At 65.6% G+C, this 20872-nt stretch carries 18 protein-coding genes; 10 read left to right on the forward strand and 8 right to left on the reverse strand.

All coding sequences use genetic code 11. The features are described 5' to 3' along the window. Window positions 1-4 precede the first annotated feature (4 nt). On the reverse strand, window positions 5-328 hold the full coding sequence (locus GCN75_RS13835) for a tetratricopeptide repeat protein (RefSeq protein WP_152283038.1): 324 nt from the start codon (window positions 326-328) through the stop codon (window positions 5-7). Between the two features lie 85 nt (window positions 329-413). Further along, the gene (locus tag GCN75_RS13840) at window positions 414-1400 is read right to left on the reverse strand and encodes a zinc-dependent alcohol dehydrogenase family protein (protein ID WP_152283039.1); all 987 of its coding nucleotides are present in this window, start codon (window positions 1398-1400) and stop codon (window positions 414-416) included. Window positions 1401-1521: 121 nt separating this feature from the next. Here GCN75_RS13840 and GCN75_RS13845 point away from each other — a divergent pair, with 121 nt between their 5' ends. Genes GCN75_RS13845 through GCN75_RS13855 form a run of 3 tightly spaced genes read left to right on the forward strand, consistent with a single transcriptional unit; the run spans window position 1522 to window position 5758 of the window. Further along, window positions 1522-2433 (forward strand): LysR family transcriptional regulator, encoded by a 912-nt coding sequence (locus GCN75_RS13845; protein WP_152283040.1) that lies wholly within the window; start codon window positions 1522-1524, stop codon window positions 2431-2433. Window positions 2434-2488: 55 nt separating this feature from the next. Further along, a complete protein-coding gene (locus GCN75_RS13850; protein WP_152283041.1) occupies window positions 2489-4591 on the forward strand; it encodes a TonB-dependent siderophore receptor in 2103 nt (700 codons plus the stop codon). A 9-nt stretch (window positions 4592-4600) separates the two neighbouring features. After that, window positions 4601-5758, forward strand: a complete 1158-nt coding sequence (locus GCN75_RS13855) for a DUF1624 domain-containing protein (protein WP_193317508.1) — start codon at window positions 4601-4603, stop codon at window positions 5756-5758. Between the two features lie 123 nt (window positions 5759-5881). Here the strand turns inward: GCN75_RS13855 and GCN75_RS13860 are convergent, their stop codons facing one another. From GCN75_RS13860 to GCN75_RS13870, 3 genes are all read right to left on the reverse strand, one after another. Then, window positions 5882-7759, reverse strand: coding sequence for a transthyretin-like family protein (locus GCN75_RS13860; protein WP_152283043.1), 1878 nt, complete (start codon window positions 7757-7759; stop codon window positions 5882-5884). Window positions 7760-7865: 106 nt separating this feature from the next. After that, window positions 7866-8396, reverse strand: coding sequence for an isochorismatase family protein (locus GCN75_RS13865; RefSeq protein WP_152283044.1), 531 nt, complete (start codon window positions 8394-8396; stop codon window positions 7866-7868). A 50-nt stretch (window positions 8397-8446) separates the two neighbouring features. After that, window positions 8447-9364 carry a LysR family transcriptional regulator gene (locus GCN75_RS13870; RefSeq protein WP_152283103.1) on the reverse strand — a complete coding sequence of 306 codons (918 nt, stop codon included), beginning with the start codon at window positions 9362-9364 and terminating at the stop codon, window positions 8447-8449. 144 nt (window positions 9365-9508) lie between these two features. On the opposite strand from GCN75_RS13870, the gene GCN75_RS13875 reads away from it, so the two are divergent. From GCN75_RS13875 to mmsB, 3 genes are read left to right on the forward strand one after another with little or no spacing between them, the layout of a single operon-like run. Beyond that, entirely contained in the window at window positions 9509-10705 is a 1197-nt protein-coding gene (locus tag GCN75_RS13875; RefSeq protein WP_405002812.1) for an ABC transporter substrate-binding protein, read from the forward strand. 26 nt (window positions 10706-10731) lie between these two features. Beyond that, window positions 10732-12246, forward strand: coding sequence for a CoA-acylating methylmalonate-semialdehyde dehydrogenase (locus GCN75_RS13880; RefSeq protein WP_152283046.1), 1515 nt, complete (start codon window positions 10732-10734; stop codon window positions 12244-12246). A gap of 9 nt (window positions 12247-12255) precedes the next feature. After that, the gene (gene mmsB / locus GCN75_RS13885) at window positions 12256-13161 is read left to right on the forward strand and encodes a 3-hydroxyisobutyrate dehydrogenase (RefSeq protein WP_152283047.1); all 906 of its coding nucleotides are present in this window, start codon (window positions 12256-12258) and stop codon (window positions 13159-13161) included. Window positions 13162-13164: 3 nt separating this feature from the next. On the opposite strand, the gene GCN75_RS13890 is transcribed toward mmsB, so the two are convergent. Continuing rightward, window positions 13165-13557: a DUF1090 family protein gene (locus tag GCN75_RS13890; protein WP_193317509.1), complete on the reverse strand. Its 393-nt coding sequence runs from the start codon at window positions 13555-13557 to the stop codon at window positions 13165-13167. A 134-nt stretch (window positions 13558-13691) separates the two neighbouring features. Here GCN75_RS13890 and GCN75_RS13895 point away from each other — a divergent pair, with 134 nt between their 5' ends. The 4 genes from GCN75_RS13895 to GCN75_RS13910 all read left to right on the forward strand — a co-directional run bounded on the left by GCN75_RS13895 (window position 13692) and on the right by GCN75_RS13910 (window position 17750). After that, entirely contained in the window at window positions 13692-14546 is an 855-nt protein-coding gene (locus GCN75_RS13895; protein ID WP_152283049.1) for a tetratricopeptide repeat protein, read from the forward strand. After that, window positions 14543-15544, forward strand: a complete 1002-nt coding sequence (locus GCN75_RS13900) for a tetratricopeptide repeat protein (protein WP_152283050.1) — start codon at window positions 14543-14545, stop codon at window positions 15542-15544. Before GCN75_RS13895 ends, GCN75_RS13900 begins: the two co-directional genes overlap by 4 nt. A 68-nt stretch (window positions 15545-15612) precedes the next feature. After that, complete coding sequence (locus tag GCN75_RS13905; protein ID WP_152283051.1) at window positions 15613-16827, forward strand: AGE family epimerase/isomerase; 1215 nt, start codon at window positions 15613-15615, stop codon at window positions 16825-16827. Then, window positions 16824-17750 carry a carbohydrate kinase family protein gene (locus GCN75_RS13910; RefSeq protein WP_152283052.1) on the forward strand — a complete coding sequence of 309 codons (927 nt, stop codon included), beginning with the start codon at window positions 16824-16826 and terminating at the stop codon, window positions 17748-17750. The genes GCN75_RS13905 and GCN75_RS13910 overlap by 4 nt, the downstream gene beginning before the upstream one ends. Before the next feature lie 39 nt (window positions 17751-17789). On the opposite strand, the gene GCN75_RS13915 is transcribed toward GCN75_RS13910, so the two are convergent. Both GCN75_RS13915 and GCN75_RS13920 read right to left on the reverse strand, forming a co-directional pair. Continuing rightward, window positions 17790-18854: a LacI family DNA-binding transcriptional regulator gene (locus tag GCN75_RS13915; RefSeq protein ID WP_152283053.1), complete on the reverse strand. Its 1065-nt coding sequence runs from the start codon at window positions 18852-18854 to the stop codon at window positions 17790-17792. Next, window positions 18838-20751 (reverse strand): glucokinase, encoded by a 1914-nt coding sequence (locus GCN75_RS13920; protein WP_152255201.1) that lies wholly within the window; start codon window positions 20749-20751, stop codon window positions 18838-18840. The genes GCN75_RS13915 and GCN75_RS13920 overlap by 17 nt, the downstream gene beginning before the upstream one ends. Between the last annotated feature and the right edge of the window lie 121 nt (window positions 20752-20872).

Below are 20872 nucleotides of genomic sequence, written 5' to 3' on the forward strand. Positions count from 1 at the left end.
CGTTTTACTGTGCCGCCTGCTGCTGTTTCTGCAGGCGTTTCAGGAACACCGTCATTTCCTTGACGGCTTGCAGGTCGCCTTGCTGCCGGGCCACCGTCATACCGGTGGTCCAGGCGGCCTGCGCTTCATCGGGCCGGCCCAGCTGGTGCAAGGCCTTGCCCAGCAGTTTCCATGCGGCGGAATAGCCCGGTTGCTGCACGGTGGCTTGCGCCAGGTGGATGGCCGCTTGCTCCGCATCATTGTCCTTCAGGCAGGCGTCACCGAGGCCAAAGCGCAGCAGGGCGTTGTCGCGCCCGCCCGCCAGCAGTTTTTCCAGCTTTTCACGCATTCCTGGCTCCCCCATTTTTACCTCTGTTAATATGCAAGTTTATTCTTGCATATTAACGCTTCCAGGGCCAGGAAACAAGCGGCCTTCAGTCCGCGACATCGACTACCAGCTTGCCGCGCGCGCTGCCGTCCAGCTGGGCCGCATGCGCGTCGTGCGCCGTGCGCAAGCCAAACCGGCGGGCATCGAGCCGCACGCGCAGCTTGCCCGCATCGATCAGCTTGTTAGCTTCACGCAAGATCGCGCCATGGCGCGCGTGGCCCTGGCCGCTCAACAGGGGCAGCAGGGTGAACACGCCCGAATAGCTGGCCGCGCGCGCCGTCAGCGCACTGAGGTCGAACGTGCCCCACCCCAGGCAGCTGACGACGTGGCCGCCATGCAGCCTGGCTGCCTTGAAGCTGGCGTCCAGGGTGGCGCCGCCCACCGTGTCGTAGACGATGTCAAATCCCATGCCGCCCGTGTGTTCGGCCACGTAGCCGTCCACCGTGCTGGTCCGGTAATCGATGAAGCGCGCGCCCATCGCCTCGATAGTGTCGCGGCTGGCCGCGCTGCCCGTGGCAAATACGGTGGCGCCCTGGGCCACGGCCAGCTGCACGGCCATGTGGCCCACGCCGCCCGCGCCGCCATGCACGAGCACCGTGTCGCCCGCCTGTACATGGGCGCGGTCCATCAAACCTTCCCAGGCCGTGATGAAGACGAGGGGCAGGGCGGCCGCTTCGCGCAGGCTCAGCGATTCCGGCACGGGCGCCAGCAGGGCGGCATCGAAGACGCCGTATTCGGCCAGCGAACCCTGGATGCCGCCGATGCCGCCCGCCATGCCATAGACTGTTGCGCCAACGTGAAAAGTCGTCACGCCGTCGCCCAGCGCCGCCACCGTGCCGGCCACATCGATGCCGAGGATGGCGGGCAGGCGGGGGCGTGCGTGCGGGGCGGTGCCGGCGGCGATCTTCGTGTCCAGCGGATTGACGCCGCTGGCGGCGATGCGCACGAGGACTTGCCCGGGGCCGGGCTGCGGCACGGGCAGGTGTTCGATGGTCATGGGGGCGGCAAAGCTGGTGAGGACGAGGGCTTGCATGGGATTCTCCTGTGGTTGATGCCGCAGTCTAGGCGGGGACGGCACAAAGAAAAACGGGGCGCGGCCCGATGCACTATTTCAGTATCGTGGATAATCGCCTGCACAACAGGAGGAATCGAACATGGACAGGCTGGAAGCAATGCAGGTGTTTTGCGCCGTGGTCGAGGCGGGCGGCTTCAGCAAGGCGGCGCAGCGCCTGGGCATTTCCACCTCGTCCGTGACAAACCAGGTGGCGGCGTTGGAAAAGCATTTCGGCGTGCGCCTCTTGCAGCGCACCACGCGCAGCATGTCGCTCACGGCCGAAGGCCAGCAGTGCCATGCGCAGGCGCGCCAGATGCTGGCCGGCATGGCGGCGCTGGAATCGAGCCTGCTGCAGGCGGCCGAGCGGCCATCGGGCAGCTTGCGCGTGGATATGCCCAGCAGCATCAGCCGCAACCTGGTGGCGCCCGCCTTGCCCCGCTTTATCGCTGCCTATCCCGACATCGCCTTGCGCCTGACCGTCAGCGACCGCCTGGTCGACATGGTGGAAGAGGGCATCGACGTGATGCTGCGCATCGGCGCGCCGCAGGATTCGTCGCTGGTGGCGCGCAGCCTGCTCACGATGGATTACTTGTGCTGCGCCTCGCCCGCCTTTGTCGCGCGGCATGGCATGCCGCAGTCGCCGCAGGAACTGGACCGGTTTGCCTGCCTGCATTTCCTGTATCCGAAATCGCGGCTGGTGCGGCCGTGGCTGTTCCAGGCAGACGGGGGCGGTGAAGCCTATGCGCACACGCCGCCCGCCGCCCTGGCTTTCGACCATATCGAATCGATGATCGCCGCCGCCCAGGCTGGCTGCGGCATCGTGCAGGCGCTGTCCGTCTCCGTGCTTCAGCCGCTGCGCGAAGGCAGCCTGGTACCCGTGCTGCAACCGTTTCGCACGCGGGGACCGGACTTGTGGGCACTGTTCCACCCGCGCCAGCTGCGTGCAGCCAAGGTGCAAGTGTTCGTGGATTTTCTGGCGCAGATCTTCCGTACAGGCTTTAATGAGAATTAATTATCAATTATAATGCAAGCTTATTGCATTGATTTGCGCTCTCGTCAGGAATTCCATGTCCGTGTCTTACCGCCGCCCCGCTGCGCTTTTGCTGGCCGCCGCCTCTCCCCTGGTGTTGGCAGCCGACCCTGCCGCCAACAAGCCCGATGCGCCGGACGTTGTCACCGTCAAGGCCGAGCGCCAGCATTACCGCAGCCTGTCCGCCACGGGCGCCACCAAGACGGATGCATTGCTGATGGATCTGCCGCAAAGCGTGCGCGTGCTCACCGGCGACCTGCTGCGCGATGCGGGCGTGACGACCCTGGCCGGCGCGCTGGACCTGGCCAGCGGCATTGCAAAGCAAAGCCCACTGGGCGGCCTGTGGGACAGCTACGCCATGCGCGGCTTCACGGGCGATCCGAATTTCGGCTCCGACTACATGGTTAACGGTTTCAGTTCCAGCCGCGGCTACAACGGCATGCGCGACGGGGGCAACACGCAGACCGTGGAAGTGCTGAAAGGCCCGGCGTCGGCCCTGTACGGCCGGGGCGAGCCGGGCGGCACGGTGAACATCACGACGAAAAAGCCGAAGTTCGCGCCCGAATACAGCGCCGACTTTTCACTGGGCAGTTTCCAGGCGCGCCGCACCGCCGTGGACATGACGGGGCCCGTGAGCGGGACCGTCGCCTACCGCCTGAACGCGGCGCATGAAGAAGGACACAGCTTCCGCGATACCTTGAAGGTCGAGCGCAGCCTGTTTTCGCCTTCCTTCCTCTGGCTGCTGGGCGAACACACGAGCGTATCGTATGAAATCGAAGCGGTGCAGCAGCGCGCACCGTTCGACCGGGGCGTGGTAGCCGTGAACGGCAAGCTGGGGGCCCTGCCCGTGTCGCGCTTCCTGGGCGAACCGGGCGACGGTCCCATGACGGTCAAATCGCTGGGGCAGCAGCTGTTCATCCACCACGCACTGTCGGACGACTGGACGCTGCAGGCGGGCGCTTCCTACCGCGACAGTGAATTGAAGGGTTTTTCGACCGAGGCGAACAAGCTGCTGGCCGATGGCCGCACCCTGAACCGCCAGCGCCGCCACCGCGATTTTTCCGCCACCGACGTGTCGGCCCGCGTGGAGTTGCTGGGCAAGTTCAGGACGGGTGCGCTGGCGCACGAGGTGCTGGCCGGCGTCGACGCCTATCATTTCGACGACCACCGGGTGCAGCTGCGCCGCAATCCCTCGGCCGCGAATGCGTATGCCATCGATATTTTCAATCCCGCATATGGCGGCAAGGCCGATCCCTTGGCCCTCTCCATCGACACGCAGGAAGGGCAAAGGGCGCGCGGCCTGTATGTGCAGGACCAGCTGGACCTGGGCGCGCAATGGAAGGCCCTGGCCGGCGTGCGCCACGACACGTACACGCAGGACGTGAGGAACAATCGTTTGAACGTCAGCAACCGCCAGTCGCTGTCGGCCACCAGCCCCCGCGCGGGCCTCGTCTACCAGCCGTCGAAAGCGTGGTCCCTGTATGCGAGCGCGGCCAAGGGTTTCCGGCCCAACAGCGGCATCAGCATCGCCAACCAGGCATTCCCGGCCGAGCGCAGCCGCTCGTATGAGCTGGGCGCGAAGCTGGAAACGGGCAAGCTGACGGGCACCGTGGCCGTGTACGATATCCGCAAGAGCAATGTGCTGACGACCAATCCCGCCAACACGGACTTCGCCATCGCGGCGGGCGAGGTGGGCAGCCGGGGCCTGGAACTGGATGTGTCGGGCGAAGTGGCGCGCGGCTTGCGCGTTTCGGGCGCCTATGCCTACACCAACGCCACCGTCACGCGCGGCGACGCGACGATCGTGACGGGCAGCCGCTTTGCCAACGTGCCGCGCCACAGCGCCAATGTACTCGCCACGCAGCAGTTCGCGCTGGGCACGGGCACGGCCAGCGTGGGCGGCGGCGTGCACCATGTGGGCGAGCGCCTGGGCGACGTGGCCGTCAGCAGCAGTTTCACCCTGCCGGCCTACACGACGGCCAGGTTGCTGGCATCGTATGCACCCAACGCGCAGTTGCGCCTGGCGTTGAACGTGGAAAACCTGTTCAACCGCAGCTACTATGCCAGTTCCTACAGCCCATTGTGGGTGGCGCCGGGGGCCGAGCGCACGCTCACCTTGAATGCGCACTACCGTTTTTAAGCTATCGCCATGACCTTGACTTCTACTACCACCCTGCGCACCCGCATCGCCGTCATCGACGTCATGCGCGGCCTCGTCATGCTGATCATGCTGTTCGACCATGTGCGCGAAACCGTCTTCCTCCACCACCAAGTCAGCGACCCCATGGATGCGGCCGGCGTCGATCCGGCCCTGTTCTTCACACGCCTGGCGGCCCATGTGTGCGCGCCCATGTTCGTTTTTTTGACGGGTTTGTCCGCCTGGCTGTATGCGCATCCGGCCGCCGGCCCCCGCAGCGCGGCGGGCTTTTTGTTCAAGCGGGGCTTGCTGCTGGTCGTGCTGGAGCTGGTGTTCGTCAACTTCGCCTGGAGCGGCGCGTTTCCGCCCGCCGTGCTGTACTTGCAGGTGATCTGGGTCATCGGCCTGGCCATGATGGCGCTGGCCGTGCTGCACAGGTTGCCGTTGAAGCTGCTGGTCGTGCTGGGCGTGGCGATCATCGCGGGCCAGCATCTGTTCACCGGCTTGCGCGCGCAAGAGGGCAGTGCCGCCTATTACGCGCTGACGGTGCTGCTGCAACGCGGCTATCTGGTGGCCGATGGCGCCATGAAAATCAAGGTCAGCTACCCGCTGCTGCCGTGGATAGGCGTGATCGTGCTCGGCTATGCGGCCGGCCCCCTGTATGCACGGGAATTGTCCGCTGCCGCACGGCGGCGCTGGCTGCTGGCGCTGGGCGGTGGCAGCTTGCTGCTGCTGGCCGTGCTGCGCGGCTTCAATCTCTATGGCGAAACCCTGCCGTGGGTGGCGGGCGAGACGGCCTTGCGCACGGCCATGAGCGTACTGAACTTCACCAAGTATCCGCCGTCCCTGGACTTCCTGCTGTTCACCCTGGGCCTGGGCTTGCTGGGCATGGCCTGGCTGGAAAGTATCGACAACTGGTGCACGCGGGCGTGCGCCACGTTTGGCGGCGCACCCATGTTTTACTATCTGCTGCATTTATACCTGCTGCTGGCCATCGGCCTCGTCCTGACGGCCGTGCTGGGCGCCAATCACGGTGCCCGCTACGGCGTCGAGCACATCTGGCAAGTGTGGTTGATCGCGCTGGCCCTGATGCCCGTGCTGTATTTCCCTTGCCGCGCGTTCGCCCGCTACAAGCGCACCTCGCAGCGCGCATGGGTGCGCTATTTCTGATCAAGAATAACGCTTGAAAAACCGTAGCGAGCGGATGTGCATTGTGGCCTCGGCGCGGAACTGTGCAAGAGCACAGCGAGCACCGCAGGCCGCAAGTCGCCACGCGCAGCAGGTTGTTACCCGTTATTTGCAATAGAGGCGATCAATGCTGTGCGACGACGCCAGGTAATGCCGCGTTTGCCAAGAAATCGCCACGCGGTAGGCGCAGGGGGGATCGAGCGCCACGTTGACGGGGAAGCCGCCATTGTTGCCCGACAGGTGAGGGCCGCCTGCGCCGCCGCGGAACAGATAGTTGCCCGGCGGCGGAGGCGGCGTGAAACTGGCGGCCGGCAGCGGTGGCGGCGGGTGCTGGATGCCGTTGTTGTTGGAAATCGTGATATTGAAAAAGCGCAAATGCGGATGGTCTATCGTGTACAGGATGTGCACGAGGCCGCCCGCGATGGGGTTGCAGGCATTGCTGCGCAACTCTTCCAGGTCCAGCGCCACGATGACGAGCGAATTGTCGAAGACGATGGAGTCGAGTCCGTCCGTGGCCAGCAGCGCCAGGGTGCTTCCATCGCGCACCTCGAAACCGATGCGGTAGCGGCGTATCGGTTCGCTCTCGGTGGCCGTCAGGCTGCGGCCCGCGTCGAGGATGGGCAAGCCGCCCGGCAGCTTGGCCGGATGCAGGCTGGTGATGGCGGGCGTATTTACGGTGAGCAAATCAAACGTGCGCAGGAAGATATTGGGCGCCACGTTGACGACGGCCGTCGTGCCGTCGCGCATGTCCACGGTGACGGGCTTGCCATCGACGCGTATCCAGCCGCCCGGTTTCAGATCGCCCGCGTCGACGATCACCTGTGCCGAGTCGCTCAAGCCCAGTCCATTCGTGTAAAACACATAGCCGACGAGGGTGCCGAGTATCTGCGTCAGCGGCGCCAGGCTGGCCGGCGCCACCGTGGGCAGGGCCGTGGGGTCGTCGCTGCCGCCGGGCCAGGACCATTCGCCGATGAGGAAGCGGTATTCGAGCGGATTGGCGGGGATGGCGCTGTTGCGCAGCGGGCAATTGCCCTTCAGGGTGACGCCGCCGGCAAACACATACGAAGCGCCCGCGCCGCCCGCATAGCCTTGCGGGGAAAAGCCTGCCAAGGACGGAAACGGGTGGATGTCGAAGATTTCCACCTGCTGCCAATGGGGTACGCCTTCCACGTCGGGCGGCAGGACGTCTTTCGAGCACAATTCCACGCAGAAGCAGTGGCCCACGTTTTCGCGGCCCGGCTGGCGGCCATCGGCCTGCGTTTCCGACACGATGGTCACACTGCCCAGCTGCACCGTGAAATACACGTCGGGGCCGCTGGCGAATTCCACGTTGATGAACGGTGAAAACGGTGTCAAGGTGAAGTCCGACGTCAGGTAATCGATGCGGAAGCGCCCGCTGGCATCCGTCACCGCGTCGCCCAGCGCATCGTCCTGCAGCCAGTCCGCGTCGAAGGCATGCACGGTGGCGCCCGCGATCGGCGTGTGGGGCGCGTCGCAGGTGCGCAAGCGGCCGCAGATGGTCCAGGCGCCGAAGCGGGCGCGCACGAGGCACCAGAAACGCTGCGGCAGGCAATAGTCCCAGACGGCGAGGAAATCATTGTCGGCCTGGCGCCAGCGGGGCTGCACGGTGGTGATGGAAAATTGCAGGGGCACGGGGTCTTTCGGCCCCGGCTTCAGGTGGGGCACGGTGGGGCACAGCACGTCCACTTCCACGGCTTCGCCCTGGTACCGGTCTTGTTCGCCTAGGGTAAACGTGTAGTTGCCGTCGTCGTCCGTGCGCGCTTCGGCCAGCAGGAACGGCGCTTTCGCCTGCACTTCCTCGTCCGTGAGGATGGCGAAGGTTTCCTTGGCGCTGGCCACGGCCAGGGCCGTGACGTTTTGCGACTCGCGCGGCCGGTACAGGCGCACGGTGACGTGGGATAAGGCTTCAGGACACTCGGCACAGATCAAGCCGCACAGCTTGCCGCGTAGGATGTAGGCCATGATGGCTCCCTTGCTGATGTGGAAGGCGCACCGCTCGCAGTGGCGGCGCTGTTACCAAGCTAGCAAATGGATCGCCGACAGGCTTGATCTGGCTTAAACCTGCTGTCTATTTAATCAGCGCCAGGACCTCGCGAAAACGCGGGTGCTTGCAGTCGCGCAACCATTCAAAGGCCAGCATCTCCACCGTCACCAGCTGCGCGCCCAGCCTGTCCAGACGCGCCAGGGCCGCGTCGCGGCTGGCCGCCTGGCGCGAACTGACGGCGTCGATGGCGATGATCACTTCGTAGCCCAGTTCCAGCAGGCCGATGGCCGTCTGCAGCATGCAGACATGGGCTTCGCAGCCCGTGACGACGATCTGTCTGCGCCCGGGCGGCAGGATGGCTTGCAAGCCGTCAAAACAGGCGCCGAAGTGCGTCTTGTGCAAGGTGCGTTCGCACAGGGCGGCGATTTCTTCCACGTTCGGCCCCAGTCCCTGGCGGTTCTGTTCCGTGCCCAGCACGGGTACGTCGAGCAGGCGGGCGATCTTCGCCAGGCGCAGGTTCTGCGCCAGCACCAGGCCCGCATCGTGAATGGCCGGCATCAAGCGGCCCTGCAGGTCGACTATCACCAGCACGGCCTGGTTCGCATCCATCAGCATGGCATTCTCCTTATTCATATGTGGCGACAGTGTAGCGCGCTGCCGCGTGCTCAGGCGGGCCAGCTGGGCGCGGCCGTTTCGCCCATCAGGTAGGCGTGATTGAGGTCGATGGCCGTGCGCAGGTAATTCCACAGGGCGCTGACCCGGGCGATGTTGCGCCGTTCGCTGGGCGAGATCATCCAGAAGGCGCGCAGCAGGTCGATCTCGCCGTCGAGCACGGGCACCAGCTCGTTCGACTGCTGGGCCACGAAGCAGGGCAGGATGGCCAGCGCCTGGCCCGCGCGCGCCGCGTGGTACTGGGCGATCACGCTGGTGCTGCGAAACGCGCGCAGCGAGTCGGGCGCCACATTGTCCATGTAGCGCAGCTCCGCGCTGAAGACGAGGTCGTCCACGTAGCCGATGATGGGGTGCTGCGCCAGCTGCGCCACGCTGGTGATGGGCGCGTGGCGCGCCAGGTAGGCTGGCGTGGCGTACAGTTTGAGCCGGTAGTCGGACAGCTTGGTCACCACATACGGTCCGGACAGGGGGCGCTCGATGGAAATGGCCACGTCCGCCTCGCGCTTGGACAGGCTGACGAAACGGGGCACGGCGATCAGGTCCACGCTGATGTGCGGGTACCTGCCGCAAAACTGTGCCAGGTGGGGCGCCAGCACGATGGCGCCGAAGCCTTCGGTGGCGCCCAGGCGCACCTGGCCCGACAACAGGCGATTGTGTTCGCCCAGCTCTTCGGTGGCGGCAAACACCGTGCTTTCCATCGTTTCCGCGTATTCCATCAGGCGGTGGCCTTCGGGCGTCAGCTGGTAGCCCACGTAGTTGCGGTCGAACAGCTGCGTGCCCACCTGCTCCTCGAACTTGCGCATGCGCCGCGACACGGTGGAATGGTCGATGCCCAGCTTTTTCGCCGCATCGACGAGACCGGCGCTGCGCGTCAGTTCCAGGAAGACCCGTACATTGTCCCAATCGAGCACTTTGTTCTCCTTGTGCATTTTTGCAAAGGAATTATGCATTAATTTCACTTGAGTGCATATTTTTACACATGCAGAATGCAGATATACATATAAGAAAAACCCTTACCCCTCAGGAGACACCGCATGAAAAAGACCGTTCTGGCCATGGGCGCGCTGGCGCTTTCCCTGTCTTTCACCGGCGCGCACGCGCAGATTTCCGATGGCGTCGTCAAGATCGGCATCCTGACCGACATGTCCGGCCCGTATTCGGCCATGGGCGGGCGCGGCTCCGTCGTCGCCAGCCAGATGGCCGTCGAGGATTGCCTGAAGGCCGAATGCAAGGGCATGAAGATCGAGATCCTGTCGGCCGACCACTTGAACAAGGCCGACATCGCCGCTTCCAAGGCGCGCGAATGGATAGACCGCGACAAGGTCGACGCCATCGCCGACCTCACCAACTCGTCGGTGGCCCTGTCCGTGCAAAAGCTGATGAAGGAGAAGGGCGGCATCGCCATGTTCAGCGGTCCCGCCACGGGGCGCCTGACCAATGAAGACTGCTCGCCGAACGGCTTCCACTGGATGTTCGACACGTATTCGCAGGCGGCCGGCACGGCGGCGGCGCTGACCAAGCTGGGACAGAAATCGTGGTACTTCGTCACCGTCGATTATGCGTTCGGCCATTCGCTGGAAAAGGATGCCAGCGATGTCGTCAAGCGCAATGGCGGCACCGTGGTGGGCGCCGTGCGCCATCCGCTGAACGCATCCGATTTCTCGTCCTTCCTGGTGCAGGCGCAAGGCTCGAAGGCGCAGGTGATCGGCCTGGCCAACGGCGGCGCCGACACGGTGTCGGCCATCAAGCAGGCGCGCGAATTCCGCATCGGCAGCGGCAAGGACCAGCGCCTGGCCGCCTTGCTCGTGTTCCTGTCCGACGTGCATGCGCTGGGTCTGGACACGGCCCAGGGCCTCGTCTACGCGGACGGCTTTTACTGGGATTACGATGACCGCAGCCGCGCGTTTGCCAAGCGCTTCGAAGCGCTCAACAAGGGCGCCAAGCCGACCATGGTGCAGGCGGGCGTGTATTCGAGCGTCTACCACTACCTGAAATCGGTGGCGGCCACCAAGAGCGACGACTCGAAGATCGTCGCCCAGAAGATGCGCGAATTGCCCATCAAGGATGCCGTCATGAACAATGCCTCGATCCGCCCCGACGGCCGCGTGATCCACGATATGTACCTGGTGCAGGTCAAAACCCCGGCCGAATCGAAGGGCGCATGGGACTACCTGAAAGTGCTGTCCACCATCCCTGCCGACCAGGCGTTCAAGCCCATGGATGCGGCAGCGTGCAATCTGGTCAAGAAATAATCACCGAACACCTCACGGAGTCTCACATGAACCAAGCCCTCACCCAAGTCCCCGCCGTCCCCCTGCACATCGGCGGCAAGCACCACGCCTCGACCAGCACGGAATGGCGCGACGTCGTCAACCCTGCCACGCAGGAAATCGTCGCCAGGGTGCCGTTTTCCACGCCCGATGAAGTGAATCTGGCCGTCGCCACGGCCAAGGAAGCGTTCAAGACCTGGCGCAATACCCCGCTGGCGGCGCGCATGCGCATCATGCTCAAGTACCAGCACCTGATCCGCGAAAACATAGTCGCCCTGGCCGAACTGATCACGCGCGAGCACGGCAAGACCCTGCCCGACGCGGAAGGGGAGGTGATGCGGGGCCTGGAAGTGGTGGAGCACGCGTGCTCGATCGCCACCCTGCAACTGGGCGAAATCGCGGAAAACGCGGCCAATGGCGTCGATGTCTACAATATCTATCAGCCGCTGGGCGTGGGCGCCGGCATCACGGCATTCAACTTCCCCGTCATGCTGCCGTGCTTCATGTTCCCCATCGCTATCGCCTGCGGCAATACCTTCGTGCTGAAACCGTCGGAGCAAGACCCGTCCTCGACCATGTACCTGGTCGAGCTGATGTACCAGGCGGGCTTGCCGGCCGGCGTGCTGAACGTCGTGCATGGCGGCGCCGACGTCGTCAACATGCTGTGCGACCATCCCGACATCAAGGCCGTGTCCTTCATCGGCTCCACCCACGTGGGCACGCATGTGTACCGCCGCGCCAGCGAATCGGGCAAGCGCGCGCAATCGATGATGGGGGCGAAAAACCATTGCGTCGTGCTGGCCGACGCCAACAAGGAACAGGCGATCAATAACCTGATCGGCGCCGCGTTCGGCGCGGCCGGCCAGCGCTGCATGGCCAATTCCGTCGTCGTGCTGGTGGGCGAGGCCCGTTCCTGGCTGCCGGAAATCGTCGCCCGCTCGCAGGCCCTGAAAGTGGGGCCGGGCAGCGACCGCGAGGCGGACCTGGGGCCGATGGTCTCGAAAGCAGCCATGCAGCGCGCGGAAAAGCTGATCCAGGCGGGCGTGGATGAAGGCGCGCAGCTGCTGCTCGACGGCCGCGGCCACAAGGTGGCGGGTTACGAAGGCGGCAACTTCATGGGGCCGACGATCTTCTCCAAGGTGGAAGCATCGAACTCCGTCTACACGCAGGAAATCTTCGGCCCCGCCATGTGCGTGGTGGAGACGGATACGCTGGACCAGGCCATCGCCTTCATCAACGCCAACCCGAACGGCAACGGCACCTCGATCTTTACTTCGTCCGGCTGGGCGGGGCGCAAGTTCCAGAACGAGATCGACGTGGGACAGGTGGGCATCAACGTGGCCATCCCCGTGCCCGTCGCCTATTTCAGCTTCACGGGCTCGCGCGCGTCGAAACTGGGCGATTTGGGCCCGAACGGCAAGCAGGCCTTGTATTTCTGGACGCAGACCAAGACCGTCACGGCGCGCTGGTTCGCCCCGGACGATGGCGGCAGCGGCGTCAATACCACGATCTCGATGAAATAAGGGGCGGCGATGAGCACAAACATCGTTTTCATCGGTCTGGGCAACATGGGCTTGCCCATGGCGCAAAACCTCGTGCGGGCCGGCCATGCGGTGACGGGTTTCGACCTGGTGCCGGCCAGCGTGCAGCAGTTTGCCGACGGCGGCGGCCTCGTGTCCGATGACCAGGCGGCGGCGATCCGGGCCGCCGACATCGTCATCACCATGCTGCCGGCCAGCCGCCACGTGCTGGGCGCTTATTTGGGCAACCCTTTGGGCGAGACGGGCATCCTGGCGCAGGCGCGGCCCGGCACCCTGCTGATCGACTGCTCGACGATTTCCACGGAGGCGGCGCGCCAGGTGGGCCGCGCCGCGCAGGACAAGGGCTTGCCCATGCTGGATGCGCCCGTGTCGGGCGGCACGGCGGGTGCCACCAACGGCACCCTGACCTTCATGGTGGGCGGCGAAGCATCGGCGCTGGACGCGGCGCGGCCCTATCTGGAAATCATGGGCAAGGCCATCTTCCACGCGGGCGGTTCGGGCTGCGGGCAGACGGTCAAGATCTGCAACAACATGCTGCTGGGGATACTGATGATCGGCACCAGCGAAGCGATACGCCTGGGCGTGGCCAATGGCCTGGACCCGAAGGTGGTGTCGGACGTGATGGCGAAAAGCTCGGGCCGCAACTGGACCCTGGAGGTGTACAACCCGTGCCCCGGCGTGGCCGAGAACGTGCCCGCGTCGCGCGGCTACACGGGCGGCTTTGGCGTCGACCTGATGCTCAAGGACCTGGGCCTGGCCGTGGAAAGCGCGCTGGCCAGCGGGGCGAGCGTACCGCTGGGCGCCTTGTCGCGCAATCTGTACAGCTTGCACAGCAAGGCGGGATCGGGCGCGCTGGATTTTTCCAGCATCTATCAGCTGCTGGGCGAGAAGGCGTAAGGCTTAAGGCTGCTGCGCCTGCAGGGCGGCCAGTTCCGCCTTGGCTTTTTCCAGCTTGCCTTCCAGCTTGGCGATCTTCTTCGGTTCCTTATTGGCTTCCTGGGCCAGGCGCAGCGAACGCTCCGTCTGGTTCACCTTGGCCTGCGCCTTGACGATTTTCTTGTTGTGGCGCTCGACCAGGGTACTGTCGCGGCAGTGGGCGTTGACTTCGTCGAGCGCGCGCGTGAGGCCCGCAACCTTGTCGGACAGGCCCTGTTCCTGCGCCTGGCGCAATTCGCTGCGGATGCCTTCGCGCTTGGCGGCGCAGCCCGTCAGCTGGGTGTCGGCGGCGCTGGCGCCGCCGCTGGCGGCGAGGGCGACGAGCAAGGTCAAGGCGGTTTTCGATAGGCGGTTCATGGCATTCCTGTGTAAGTGGTGGGCTCGTGCAATGTAAGCCTGCCAGCGTGCGCTGTCAAACTTCCCGTGCAGTGCGCGCCTGTCTGGCATGGCATCGGCTACCATGCGTGTTTTCTTCTTCCCGACACCTTCGCATGCCCAAGAAATTTCTCTTGCTGATTCCTTTCCTGCTGCCGTTGCCGCTCCTGGCCCAGACCTCGCCCACCTTGCTCGACCTGCAGCTGCTCGCCATCAAGGTCAGGGCTGAGGCGGCTAGCCATAGCCCGGAAAGCATCGCCGAATTTGCCGAGACCCGGCGCGTGGCGGAAACGGGCGACGTGGAGGCGCAGCTGCAACTGGCGCGCATGCTGCAGCTGGGCGTCGGCACGCCGCAGGACACGGCGCAGTCGATGGCCTGGATACGCAAGTCGGCCGAAGGAGGCTATGCGCCTGCGCAGGCGGCCATGGGAGTGGCCTACACCTTGGGCGGCAAGGTGCCCATCGACCGCGTGCAGGGCGAATACTGGCTGCGCAAGGGCGTGGCGCAGGGCGACGCAGAGGCGCAGACCATCCTGGCGATGGAATTCATCGATGGCGGCAGCAGTGCCGAAGAGCAGGCGCTGGCCATCACCTGGCTGAAGGCGGCGGCAAACGAGCAGCACTTTGTGCCCGCCTACAATGCGCTGGGCGAGCACCTGATGCGCGCGGCCGTCGATGAACAGGACCGCGGCGAGGCTTTCCAGTGGTATTACAGATCGGCGCGTGAAAAGGAGCCGGCCGGCATGCGCAACCTGGCCCGCGCACATGAGCTGGGCCTGGGCGTGGCGCAGTCGGACAAGTGGGCCCTGGTCTGGTACGAGCGTGCCGGATGGGGCGGCGACCTGCCCGCCATGCGGCGCATGATCGAGGTGTATGTCAAGGGCGAACTGGGAGAACAGGCGAGTGCCGAAGACGCTGCCGAATGGCGCGATAAACTGGCAGAGGCAGTGGCAGAGGCAGAAAAGAAATGAAGACCATCCTGTTTGTATTGAGCCTGGCACTGGCGCAGCCCGTGCTGGCGCAGCCGGCGTCCACCAGGGAACCGCGCCAGCATCCGGCGCTGGTCGAATTCGATATGTCCGGCCTCGATGACATGCGCGCGCGCGTGCAGGCCGTGATCGACCGCCCGGCCGACCTGTCGCCGGACAAGGTCGCCGCTTTCGACAAGGCGCGCCGCGCGGCGGAAGGGGGCGATACTGCCGCCCAGCTGGAACTGTCGCAGATGCTGCACGAGGGCGAGGGGACGCCGCGCGACCGCGACCTGGGCCTGGCGTGGCTGAAGAAGGCGGCCGAAGGCGGCAACGGTCCCGCGCAAGCTTTCCTGGGCGTCGCCTATACGCTTGGCCAGGGCATGGCCATCGACCGCAAGCTGGGCGAATACTGGTCGCGCAAGGGCGCCGCGCAAGGCGTGGAACTGGCCAATTTCACGGTGGCCCAGCACTTTGAAAATATCCACAGCAGTCCGGAAGAACAGGCGCACGCGCTGCACTGGCTGAAATACTATGCGGAAAACGGCTTCATTCCCGCCTACAATGAAATCGGCTACCGGCTGATGATGACGGCGCAGGACGAGGCGCAGCGCAAGGAAGCATTCACCTGGTACATGAAGGCGGCCAAGGCGCTCGATCCCTCCGGCTTGAACAATGTGGCGTATGCGTATGAAGTGGGGCGGGGCGCGCCGCAGAGCGACGAGGCGGCCCTGGGCTGGTACGAGATGGCGGCCATCGCCAAAAGCCCGCCGGGCCAGACGGGTTTTGCGCGCCTGCTGGAACAGGGGCGTGGCGGGGCGACCCGGCAAGGGCCGGCGCCCAAGCCCTTCGAGTTGTACCTGCTGGCGGCGAAGCAGGGCGACGCGGAGGCCATCGAGCGGCTCGTCAAGGTGTACGACAAGGGCGAGCTGGGACAGCAGGCCAGCCCCATGCGCGCGGCGCTGTGGCGGGAAAAACTGCGGGAGAGCAAAGTCCCCTGATAGACCGAGACGGCGCGAAAACGGCATGCTATCATCATTGTTATCGATAACAATATCATGAGAGACCCATGAATCCCGATTTCCGCTCCAGGGACATGCTCGAAAAGCATATCCTGCACACGATGCACTTTTATCACCCGCGCGCTGTTGACCCGAGCGGCGGCTTCTATCACTTCTTCCGCGACGACGGCACCGTGTACGACGCCAGCACGCGCCACCTGGTCAGCAGCACGCGCTTCATCTTCAATTACGCCATGGCGTACCGCCATTTCGGCGGTGACGATTACCAGGCGGCCCTGCGCCATGGCGTGGCCTTTTTGCGCGATGCGCACCGCGACCCGGCCACGGGCGGCTACGCCTGGCAACTGTCGTGGAAGGATGGCGTCAAGACGGTGGAAGATGGCGCCAACCACTGCTACGGCCTGGCCTTCGTGCTGCTCGCGTATGCGCACGCCTTGCAAGCCGGCGTGACGGAAGCGCACGCCTACCTGGATGAAACCTTCGAATTGATGGAGCAGCGTTTCTGGCTGCTCGAACACGGCCTGTATGCGGACGTGGCCAGCGCCGACTGGGTCACGCTGGACGGCTACCGGGGCCAGAACGCCAATATGCATGCCTGCGAAGCGATGCTGGCCGCTTTTGAAGCGACGGGCGAAGCGCGCTACCTGCACCGCGCGGAAACCCTGGCGCACAACATCACCGTGCGCCAGGCAGGCCTGGCGAACGGCATGATCTGGGAGCACTACAAACCCGACTGGTCGATCGACTGGGAATACAATCTGCACGACAAGAGCAATATCTTCCGTCCATGGGGCTACCAGCCGGGCCATTTCACGGAATGGGCCAAGCTGCTCTTGATCATGGAGCGCCACAGCCGGTTCATGGCCGGTCCGTCGGACTGGCTGCTGCCCCGTGCGCGCGCCCTGTACGACACGGCGCTGGCCAAGGCCTGGGATGGCGCGCATGGAGGCATCCATTACGGTTTCGGTCCGCAGGACGAGATCTGCGACGGCGACAAATACTTCTGGGTGCAGGCGGAAAGCTTTGCCGCTGCCGCCGTGCTGGCCGCGCGCACGGGCGACGACGCCTACTGGCTCAGCTACGACAAGATCTGGGATTACAGCTGGCGGCACTTCGTCGACCATGAACACGGCGCCTGGTACCGCATCCTCACGCCCGGGAACCAGAAAATCAGCGACGAGAAAAGCCCGGCCGGCAAGGTCGATTACCACACCATGGGCGCCTGCTATGAAGTGCTGAACGTGATCGGCGGTGCCGCATGAACGGCGTTTTCCCTACCTTTGTATCGGCCGGCGAAGCGCTGACGGACATGCTGCGCACGGGCGCCGACTCCTGGAGCAGCCAGGTGGGCGGCTCGACCTGGAACGTGGCGCGCGTGATGGCGCGCCTGGGCGTGCCCAGCGCCTTTGCCGGCGCCGTCAGCCGTGACGTGTTCGGCGATGCGCTGGCCGCTGCCACCGAGGCGGCGGGCCTGGACATGCGCTTCCTGCAGCGCCAGGCAAAGTCGCCGCTGCTGGCCATCGTGCATGAACTGCATCCGCCCACCTATTACTTCATCGGCGACGACAGCGCCGACCTGCATTTCGACGCGGCGCAACTGCCGGGCGGCTGGATGCAAGGGACGCAATGGGTGCACTTCGGCGGCATCAGCCTGGCGCGCGAACCGCTGGCGGGCAAGCTGGTGGCGCTGGCGCAGGAATTGAAGGCGGCTGGCGTGAAGATCAGCTACGACCCGAATTTCCGCGTCATGATGGATGAGCGCTACGACGCCACGCTGCGCCGCATGGTGGCGCTGGCCGACGTGGTGAAAGTGTCGGACGAAGACCTGGCGGGCCTGTTTCGCCACGACGACATCGATGGCGCGTTCGGCGTGCTGCGCGGCTGGAATCCGCAAGCCACCTATTTGTATACGCGTGGCGCGCAGGGCGCTGCCCTGTACCAGGGCGAGCACACATGGCAGGCGGCGCCGCCTGCCATCGAGGTGGTCGATTCGGTGGGCGCGGGCGACGCCAGCATCGGCGGCCTGCTGTACAGCCTGATGTACCGGCCCGATGCGGGCGGCGGCCAGCACTTGCGCTTTGCCGTCGCGGCCGGGGCGGGCGCCTGCCTGGCGGCCGGCGGTTCACCCCCATCGGTGGAACTGGTGGAGTCGCTGGCGGCGCGCACGGTGGTGCGCCAGCAGTAGCAGTTCTGCGATCAATGCCGGGGGTCAGACCCGGCCGGCCTATCCCCGCGCAACGGGCCCCGTTGATGCCCGCGCCATCAGGGTGAACGCCATCAGGTGATGCGTGGCGGGCGCCGTTTCCCCGCTGCGGCGCTGGCGGATCTCGTCGATGACGAGATTGACGGCAGCGCGCGCCATGTCGGCGATGGGCTGGTGGATCGTGGTCAGCTCGGGCCACACGGTGGTGGCCACGGGCGTGTCGTCGAAGCCGCACACGCTGACGTCCTGCGGCACCTGCAAGCCCATGCCGTGCGCCACGGCCAGGGTGGCGGCGGCCATGTCGTCGTTGCTGGCGAAAATGGCGCTGGGGCGCGGTGCCTGCGCCAGCAGCTGGCGCGCCGCATCGAGCCCCGAACGGTAGGTGAAGTAGCCTTGCACCACCCGGTGCGGCGGCACCTGCAGGCCCGTTTCCCGCATGCCGTCCTCGAAGGCCTGGCGGCGCAGCAGGGCGGGCGTGTGTTCCGGGTCGCCTTCGATGAAGCCGATGTCGCGGTGGCCCAGCGCGAGCAGATGGCGCGTCATGGCCAGCGCGCCTTCGTAATCGTCGATGCGCACGGCCGAGACGCCGGGCGAGGGGCGCGCCGTGGCCACGGCGATGGCGGGGATGCCCATGCCATTCAGCTGGGCCAGCACTTCCGGCGAATCGCACAGGGGCGGCGGCACGAGAATGCCGTCCACGCCGGCCGCCACCAGGCAGTCGATGGCGGTGCGCTGGCTGGCCAGGTCGCCGCAGCGCTCGAGCAGCAGCTGGCCGCCGCCCTGGCGGCACTGGTCCATGGCGCCAACTAAAAATTCGCTGAGGAAGGCCGCGCTGGGGTTGCTGTACAGCAGGCCGATGCGCAGGGTGCCCGTGCGGGCGGCGCGGGCCGCCAGGTTGGGCTGGTAGCGCAGGGCGGCAATCGCCGCCTCGACCTTGTCGCGCGTGGCCGTGCTGACGCTGGCGCGCCCGTTGATCACGCGCGACACCGTCATGGCCGATACGCCGGCCATGCGCGCCACGTCGTGCACGGTGGCGCCGCTGGCGGCGTCCAATGCGGCCTGGGCCGCCTTATTCGAGGTGGCCACCGAATTTCAGCTTGCCGCTGATGCGCATGCCGTGCAGTTGTCCTTCTTCCAGTTCGGCGGCGCTGGTGCGCTGCGCCGTGTCGCGCCGCGCCAGGCCCACCGACAGGATATCGAGCATCATCAGCTGCAGCAGGCGCACGATCATGGGCACGAAATTGAGGTTGCCTTCCGGGTGGTTCAGGGTCAGCAGCACGTCGGCCAGCTTGGCCAGCGGCGAACCGCTGGCCGTAATCGCCAGCACGCGCGCGCCGCAGCCCTGCGCCACCTTGACGGTGCGCAGCAGCTCGGGCAGGGCGCCCGAGCGGGAAATGACCAGCGCCACGTCGCCCGGCTTGAGCATGGCGGCGCTCATTTCCTGCGCCTGCGGATCGGCAAAGAAGCTGCTGACGATGCCCAGGTTGAGCAGCTTGTGCTGCATGTCGTCGGCCACCACGCGGGCGCTGCCCACGGCCAGCAATTCCACGCGCTGCGCGCCGCGCAGCAGTTCGATGGCGGCCGTCAGCGCCTTCACGTCGAGCATGTCGCGCATGGCCAGCGCGGCCGAGGCGTTGTTGCCCAGTACCTTGCGCGCCAGTTCCGCGTCGGAGTCCGAAATCTCCACATGGCAGTGCGCCACCGTGATGGCGCCGCCCGTCAGGCCGGAGGCCAGCTTCAGCTTGAAATCGGCCAGGCCCTGCACGCCGATCGAGCGGCAAAAGCGCATCACGGTCGGCTGGCTCACGCCCACCCGCTGGGCGATTTCGGCGATCGGCAGGGTCAGCATGGCGTTCGGCTCCTTCAGGACCCAGTCGGCCACCTTGCATTCCGAAGGGCTCATGCGTCCGCGCGCCTGGCGCACGGATTCGAGCACGGGCGCGCCGGAATGGGCGCGCTTGAGCTTTTGCGCCAGGATGGCGGCGATGCCCAGGAACGTGGGCAGTTCGGCCGTGATCAGGAAAGTGGGGATCTGCGCCAGGTATTCGTTCAGGCGGCCTTTCTGCTCGAAGCGGGCGCGGAACTGCGACTGTTCGAACAGGGGGCCCAGGCGCGGCACGATGCCGCCGCCTATATAGATGCCGCCCAGCGCGCCCAGGGTCATGGCCACGTTGCCGGCGATGGAGCCGAGAATGGCGCAGAAGCAGTCCACCGCTTCGATGCACACGTCGCATTCGTTGTTCAGCGCGCGGCTGGTGATTTCGGCCGCCAGCAGCGGCAGCGCATCGGGTTTGCCGGCGCGTTCGGACAGGGCGCGGTAGATCAGTTCCAGCCCGCGTCCGGAGGCGAGTCGTTCGGCCGAGACGTGCGACAGTTCGCGCCAGGCGAAGGACAGCACGTCCATCTCGCGCTGGTCGCACGGGGCGAAGCTGACGTGGCCCCCTTCGCTGCCCAGCGCGATCCAGCGGTCTTCCGCGGGGATCATGCCCGACACGCCCAGGCCCGTGCCCGAGCCGAGCAGGCCGATGACGCTGTCGGCGCGCGCCATGCCGCCGCCGATCTGCAGGCGCTGGTCGGGCCGCAGGTAGGGCAGGGCCATGGCCAGCGCCGTGAAGTCGTTCACGACGAGCAAGGTATCGAGGCCCAGCGCTTCGCGCATCGCTTCGATCGAGAAGAACCAGTGATGGTTCATCATGCGGATATTGTCGTCGTCGATGGGATTGGCGATGGCGATGGCGGCATGGCGCACGCGTGCCGAACCGGCGGCGCGCGCCTCGCTGCTATCGATATAGGCGGTGATGGCGTCGAGCAGCGAAGCGTAGTCGTCGCAGGGCAGCACGGCCACCGCTTCCAGGTGGCCCTGGCGCGTTTCGAGCACGAAGCGGGCATTGGTGCCGCCGATGTCTGCCAGCAGGCGCGGCCCATCACTGAAACGCTCCGCCGGATCGCTGCCTGCTACTTCCATTTTTTCATCAATTTTCATGGCGGTGCTTAGTCTCGTCTGCGTGCGCTGTCGTGGCGGCGCACTGTCGTTATGGGCAAAAACCAAGGATTTTAATTCGTATACGTGCCGCGTGCCGAAAAATGCGGGATGCCTGCGCAAT

It is taken from the genome of Janthinobacterium violaceinigrum, assembly GCF_009208555.1.
GTDB lineage: Bacteria > Pseudomonadota > Gammaproteobacteria > Burkholderiales > Burkholderiaceae_D > Janthinobacterium > Janthinobacterium violaceinigrum.